This is a genomic window from Pseudomonas sp. H3_C08 (assembly GCF_054669455.1).
In genome coordinates this window covers 4,192,788-4,200,000 of the sequence record NZ_CP162803.1, presented here as the reverse complement: position 1 = coordinate 4,200,000, position 7,213 = coordinate 4,192,788, and the positions used below count along the sequence as shown (strand labels likewise).

At 54.4% G+C, this 7,213-nt stretch carries 3 protein-coding genes and 2 rRNA genes; all 5 read left to right on the top strand.

Annotation, left to right across the window (positions count from 1 at the left end; all coding sequences use genetic code 11):
* Positions 1–173 precede the first annotated feature (173 nt).
* The 5 genes from AB4N74_RS19135 to AB4N74_RS19115 all read left to right on the top strand — a co-directional run bounded on the left by AB4N74_RS19135 (position 174) and on the right by AB4N74_RS19115 (position 7,050).
* Positions 174–3,067: ribosomal RNA gene (locus tag AB4N74_RS19135) — 23S ribosomal RNA — on the top strand.
* A gap of 151 nt (positions 3,068–3,218) precedes the next feature.
* Positions 3,219–3,334, top strand: a 5S ribosomal RNA gene (gene rrf, locus AB4N74_RS19130).
* A gap of 150 nt (positions 3,335–3,484) precedes the next feature.
* A complete protein-coding gene (locus AB4N74_RS19125; protein ID WP_093441556.1) occupies positions 3,485–4,144 on the top strand; it encodes a paraquat-inducible protein A in 660 nt (219 codons plus the stop codon).
* The gene (locus AB4N74_RS19120) at positions 4,131–4,754 is read left to right on the top strand and encodes a paraquat-inducible protein A (RefSeq protein ID WP_093441551.1); all 624 of its coding nucleotides are present in this window, start codon (positions 4,131–4,133) and stop codon (positions 4,752–4,754) included. Before AB4N74_RS19125 ends, AB4N74_RS19120 begins: the two co-directional genes overlap by 14 nt.
* A complete protein-coding gene (locus AB4N74_RS19115; protein WP_460096931.1) occupies positions 4,747–7,050 on the top strand; it encodes a PqiB family protein in 2,304 nt (767 codons plus the stop codon). The genes AB4N74_RS19120 and AB4N74_RS19115 overlap by 8 nt, the downstream gene beginning before the upstream one ends.
* Positions 7,051–7,213 lie beyond the last annotated feature (163 nt).

Genomic DNA, 7,213 nt, shown 5'->3' with positions numbered 1-7,213 from the left:
TTGACTAGTTCGTTCTTTAAAAATTTGGGTATGTGATAGAAAGATAGACTGAACGTTACTTTCACTGGTAACGGATCAGGCTAAGGTAAAATTTGTGAGTTCTCTTAATTGAGAAATTCGAATTTTCGGCGAATGTCGTCTTCACAGTATAACCAGATTGCTTGGGGTTATATGGTCAAGTGAAGAAGCGCATACGGTGGATGCCTTGGCAGTCAGAGGCGATGAAAGACGTGGTAGCCTGCGAAAAGCTTCGGGGAGTCGGCAAACAGACTTTGATCCGGAGATGTCTGAATGGGGGAACCCAGCCATCATAAGATGGTTATCTTGTACTGAATACATAGGTGCAAGAGGCGAACCAGGGGAACTGAAACATCTAAGTACCCTGAGGAAAAGAAATCAACCGAGATTCCCTTAGTAGTGGCGAGCGAACGGGGACTAGCCCTTAAGTGGCTTTGAGATTAGCGGAACGCTCTGGAAAGTGCGGCCATAGTGGGTGATAGCCCTGTACGCGAAAATCTCTTAGTCATGAAATCGAGTAGGACGGAGCACGAGAAACTTTGTCTGAATATGGGGGGACCATCCTCCAAGGCTAAATACTACTGACTGACCGATAGTGAACTAGTACCGTGAGGGAAAGGCGAAAAGAACCCCGGAGAGGGGAGTGAAATAGATCCTGAAACCGTATGCGTACAAGCAGTGGGAGCAGACTTTGTTCTGTGACTGCGTACCTTTTGTATAATGGGTCAGCGACTTATTTTCAGTGGCGAGCTTAACCGAATAGGGGAGGCGTAGCGAAAGCGAGTCTTAATAGGGCGTCTAGTCGCTGGGAATAGACCCGAAACCGGGCGATCTATCCATGGGCAGGTTGAAGGTTGGGTAACACTAACTGGAGGACCGAACCGACTACCGTTGAAAAGTTAGCGGATGACCTGTGGATCGGAGTGAAAGGCTAATCAAGCTCGGAGATAGCTGGTTCTCCTCGAAAGCTATTTAGGTAGCGCCTCATGTATCACTGTAGGGGGTAGAGCACTGTTTCGGCTAGGGGGTCATCCCGACTTACCAAACCGATGCAAACTCCGAATACCTACAAGTGCCGAGCATGGGAGACACACGGCGGGTGCTAACGTCCGTCGTGAAAAGGGAAACAACCCAGACCGTCAGCTAAGGTCCCAAAGTTATGGTTAAGTGGGAAACGATGTGGGAAGGCTTAGACAGCTAGGAGGTTGGCTTAGAAGCAGCCACCCTTTAAAGAAAGCGTAATAGCTCACTAGTCGAGTCGGCCTGCGCGGAAGATGTAACGGGGCTCAAACCATACACCGAAGCTACGGGTATCACCTTCGGGTGATGCGGTAGAGGAGCGTTCTGTAAGCCTGTGAAGGTGAGTTGAGAAGCTTGCTGGAGGTATCAGAAGTGCGAATGCTGACATGAGTAACGACAATGGGTGTGAAAAACACCCACGCCGAAAGACCAAGGTTTCCTGCGCAACGTTAATCGACGCAGGGTTAGTCGGTCCCTAAGGCGAGGCTGAAAAGCGTAGTCGATGGAAAACAGGTTAATATTCCTGTACTTCTGGTTATTGCGATGGAGGGACGGAGAAGGCTAGGCCAGCTTGGCGTTGGTTGTCCAAGTTTAAGGTGGTAGGCTGAGATCTTAGGTAAATCCGGGATCTTAAGGCCGAGAGCTGATGACGAGTGTTCTTTTAGAACACGAAGTGGTTGATGCCATGCTTCCAAGAAAAGCTTCTAAGCTTCAGGTAACCAGGAACCGTACCCCAAACCGACACAGGTGGTTGGGTAGAGAATACCAAGGCGCTTGAGAGAACTCGGGTGAAGGAACTAGGCAAAATGGCACCGTAACTTCGGGAGAAGGTGCGCCGGTGAGGGTGAAGGACTTGCTCCGTAAGCTCATGCCGGTCGAAGATACCAGGCCGCTGCGACTGTTTATTAAAAACACAGCACTCTGCAAACACGAAAGTGGACGTATAGGGTGTGACGCCTGCCCGGTGCCGGAAGGTTAATTGATGGGGTTAGCTAACGCGAAGCTCTTGATCGAAGCCCCGGTAAACGGCGGCCGTAACTATAACGGTCCTAAGGTAGCGAAATTCCTTGTCGGGTAAGTTCCGACCTGCACGAATGGCGTAACGATGGCGGCGCTGTCTCCACCCGAGACTCAGTGAAATTGAAATCGCTGTGAAGATGCAGTGTATCCGCGGCTAGACGGAAAGACCCCGTGAACCTTTACTATAGCTTTGCACTGGACTTTGAATTTGCTTGTGTAGGATAGGTGGGAGGCTTTGAAGCGTGGACGCCAGTTCGCGTGGAGCCATCCTTGAAATACCACCCTGGCAACTTTGAGGTTCTAACTCAGGTCCGTTATCCGGATCGAGGACAGTGTATGGTGGGTAGTTTGACTGGGGCGGTCTCCTCCTAAAGAGTAACGGAGGAGTACGAAGGTGCGCTCAGACCGGTCGGAAATCGGTCGTAGAGTATAAAGGCAAAAGCGCGCTTGACTGCGAGACAGACACGTCGAGCAGGTACGAAAGTAGGTCTTAGTGATCCGGTGGTTCTGTATGGAAGGGCCATCGCTCAACGGATAAAAGGTACTCCGGGGATAACAGGCTGATACCGCCCAAGAGTTCATATCGACGGCGGTGTTTGGCACCTCGATGTCGGCTCATCACATCCTGGGGCTGAAGCCGGTCCCAAGGGTATGGCTGTTCGCCATTTAAAGTGGTACGCGAGCTGGGTTTAGAACGTCGTGAGACAGTTCGGTCCCTATCTGCCGTGGACGTTTGAGATTTGAGAGGGGCTGCTCCTAGTACGAGAGGACCGGAGTGGACGAACCTCTGGTGTTCCGGTTGTCACGCCAGTGGCATTGCCGGGTAGCTATGTTCGGGAAAGATAACCGCTGAAAGCATCTAAGCGGGAAACTTGCCTCAAGATGAGATCTCACTGGAACCTTGAGTTCCCTGAAGGGCCGTCGAAGACTACGACGTTGATAGGTTGGGTGTGTAAGCGCTGTGAGGCGTTGAGCTAACCAATACTAATTGCCCGTGAGGCTTGACCATATAACACCCAAGCAATTTGCGTCGAAGAGACCAGATTGCGGTGTGTGAAGACGAAACGAACCGAAAGTTCGATGTTCACAAACACCGAAAGCTGTCACATACCCAATTTGCTGAAGCGAGGCCACAAGGTCACGAGTCAGTACCCGAATTTCTTGACGACCATAGAGCGTTGGAACCACCTGATCCCATCCCGAACTCAGCAGTGAAACGATGCATCGCCGATGGTAGTGTGGGGTTTCCCCATGTGAGAGTAGGTCATCGTCAAGATTAAATTCCGAAACCCCAATTGCGAAAGCAGTTGGGGTTTTGTTTTGCCCGCGGGAAAAGTTTTTTGCTCGCGACAGCGAACAAATTTGCACAGTTATTTTCGAATCAGAACACTAGAATAGCCCCACCTTATTCGGAGCCAGAGCCTTTATGTCAGAGTCGGTTGACGCCCCCGGGCTGTCAGATTTACCGCTGGAAGACTTGGTGGCCTGTCACGAGTGCGACCTGCTGATGCGTAAGCCAACGCTTGCCCATGGCGAGAAAGCGCTCTGCCCACGCTGCGGTTACGAGTTGTATGCCCACCGCCATAACGTGGTGCAGCGCAGCCTCGCCCTGGTGATTGCAGCATTATTGCTGTACATCCCGGCAAACTTTTTACCGATCATGCAACTCAATATCCTCGGACAATCTTCGCAGGATACGGTCTGGAGCGGCGTGCTCGGCCTGTTCAACACCGACATGCAGGGTGTTTCCATTGTCGTATTCCTGTGCAGCATGGCCATACCGCTGCTCAAGTTGCTGTGCCAGTTATTCGTATTGCTGACGATCCGTTTCGATATCGGTCGCAGTTACGGCTTGTTGCTCTATCGCATTTACCACCACCTCAAAGACTGGGGAATGCTCGAGGTCTACCTCATGGGCGTACTGGTGGCGATCGTCAAACTGGCTGATATGGCAGCGATCACCGTTGGTCTTGGCCTGGTATGTTTCATTGGTTTGTTGTTGGTACAGGTATGGCTGGAGGTGGTGATGTCACCGCATCAGATCTGGCAGGCGTTATCAGGAGAGGACGCTCATGCGGGCGATTGATGCGGGCATTCTGGTGTGTACCGAATGCCACGAATTGAACAAGCAAGAAGCCGACACCGACGAGCAAACCTGCACCCGTTGCGGTGCACTGGTTCATGCCCGGCGTCCAAACAGCCTCACCCGCACCTGGGCACTGCTGATCACGGCAGCGATCATCTATATTCCGGCCAACGTCTTACCAATCATGACTGTCAGTTCTTTGGGTCAGGGTGATCCGAGCACTATCATGTCCGGCGTGATCCAGTTGGTGCAGCACGGCATGATTCCGATTGCTGCGGTGGTGTTTATCGCCAGTATTCTGGTGCCGACCTTCAAACTGGTGGGCATCGCGCTGCTGCTGTTTTCGGTGCAACGACGTCAGCCGTTGTCCGCCCGTCAGCGCATCTGGATGTACCGTTTTATCGAGTTTATTGGCCGCTGGTCGATGCTCGATATTTTTGTGATCGCCATTCTCGTGGCGGTCGTCAACTTCGGCCGGCTTGCCAGTGTCGAAGCCAATCTTGGCGCCATCGCCTTCGCCAGTGTGGTGATTCTGACGATGCTCGCCGCAGTAACTTTCGATCCCCGACTGATTTGGGATAACACGGAGTCGGACGACGACCATGACTGATTTGCCCGTAGCGAAAACCCGACCGGCCTCGAACTGGTCTGCCATTTGGGTACTGCCTCTCATCGCGCTGATCATCGGCGGCTGGCTCGGCTGGCGTGCCTACTCCGAAACCGGTATCGAGATCCAGATCCGCTTCGAGAGTGGCGAAGGCATCCAGGCCAACAAGACCGAGGTCATGTACAAAGGCATGTCGGTCGGTAAGGTCAAGGCGCTCAAACTCGACGACGAGGGCAACTCCAAAGGCGTGATCGCCACCGTCGAGATGAACAAAGACGTCGAGCAATACCTCAAGACCAGCACGCGTTTCTGGCTGGTCAAGCCGAGCGTGACCCTGGCCGGCATCACCGGTCTGGAAACCCTGGTCTCCGGTAACTACGTGGCCATCAGCCCTGGCGAAGGCGAACCTGTGCGCAAGTTCAAGGCGCTGGCCGAAGAGCCGCCGCTGTCGGATGCCAAACCCGGCCTGCATCTGACCATCAAGGCCGATCGTCTCGGTTCGCTGAACCGTGGCAGTCCGGTGTTCTACAAACAGATCAAGGTTGGCCAGATCAAAAGCTACGTGCTTTCGGAAGATCAAAGCACCGTTGAGCTCAAAGTCTTCATTGAGCCGACCTACGCCAAACTGGTGCGCAAACACACGCGTTTCTGGAACGCCAGCGGCATCAGCATCGACGCCAACCTGTCCGGGGTGAAAGTGCGCAGCGAATCGCTGGCCAGCATCGTCGCCGGTGGTATCGCCTTCGCCACGCCGGAGAACCGCAAGGACAGCCCGCCGACCGATCCGAGCCTGCCGTTCCGTCTCTACGAAGATTTCGATGCTGCTGCGGCCGGGATCCGGGTGAAGGTCAAACTCAGCGACTTCGAAGGCCTGCAGGCTGGCCGCACGCCAGTCATGTACAAAGGCATTCAGGTCGGCAACCTGAAAGCATTGAAGATCGACCCGGATCTGAACAGCGCCACTGCCGAGCTGACTCTTGATCCGTTGGCCGAAGACTATCTGGTCGATGGCACCCAGTTCTGGGTGGTCAAACCGTCGATTTCTCTGGCCGGTATCACCGGGCTGGAAGCGCTGGTGAAAGGTAACTACATCGCCGTGCGCCCGGGTGACAAGGGCGCTGCGCCGAAACGCGAGTTCGAGGCTCGGCCGAAGGCGCCGCCGCTGGATCTGCGTTCGCCGGGGCTGCACCTGGTGTTGTTCACCGATGTCCTTGGCTCCATCGATGTTGGCAGTCCGATTCTGTACAAGCAGGTCAAGGTCGGTTCGGTGCAGAGCTACCAGTTTTCCAAGACTCGCAAGCAACTGGTCATCGGTGTTCACATCGAGAAGGAATACGAAAACCTGGTCAATGCGTCGACGCGCTTCTGGAATGTCAGCGGCATCACGCTGACCGGCGGACTGACCGGCGGCATTCAAGTGAAGAGCGAATCGCTGCAGACCCTGATGGCCGGTGGCATCGCTTTTGAAACACCGCAGGCCAAGGCGCCGTTGCAGAAGCGTATTCCACGTTTCCGCCTGTTCGCCAACCATGATGAGGCGAATCAGAAAGGCGCGGTGGTGACGATCAAAGTCGGACGCGCTGATGGTCTGCGCAGTGGCACCCCGGTGCGCTTCAAGGGACTGGATGTCGGCAAGATTGAAAGCGTCGATCTGACCGATGATCTGCAATCGGTGATCCTCACGGCGCGGATTACCGAAGTGCCGGAGAAGATCGCCCGGGTCGGCAGCCAATTCTGGGTGGTCAAACCTGAGCTGGGCCTGATCAAGACAGAAAATCTGGAAACCCTGGTGACCGGAAAATACGTGGAAGTGCAACCGGCGGCGAAGAATCTGGGGCCGCAGAAGAACTTCGTGGCCCTGGCCAATGCGCCAGAAGTGACCAAGCAAGAGGCGGGTCTGAGTCTGGTCTTGAGCGCGGCCCGTCGTGGTTCGCTGAAACCGGGTGTGCCAGTGACTTACCGTGAAATTACCGTGGGCAAAGTCACCGGTTATGAACTGGGCCAGACCGCTGATCGAGTGTTGGTGCACATTCTGATCGAGCCGAAATACGCACCGTTGGTGCGCAGCGGTAGCCGTTTCTGGAACACCAGTGGTGTCGGGTTTGATATCGGTTTGTTCAATGGGCTGACAGTGCGCACCGAGTCGCTGGAGACGGCGATTCAGGGTGGCATCGCCTTCGCCACGCCGGACGGTGAGCGCATGGGCAATCCGGCGCGCCCTGAGCAGACGTTCCCGTTGTTCGACAAGTTTGAGGATGAGTGGCTGACGTGGGCGCCGAAGATTTCCCTCGGTAAGTAACCCGAAGTTGATGTGGCGTCTATTAAGACGCCTTCGCGAGCAAGTCGAATCGTCGCACCGTCGCTCCCACATTTGGAATGCGTTTCATGTGGGAGCGAGCTTGCTCGCGAAGAGGCCCTTTAATTCAACACAAACCCCAAACCATAAAAAAGGGCCGCGATCC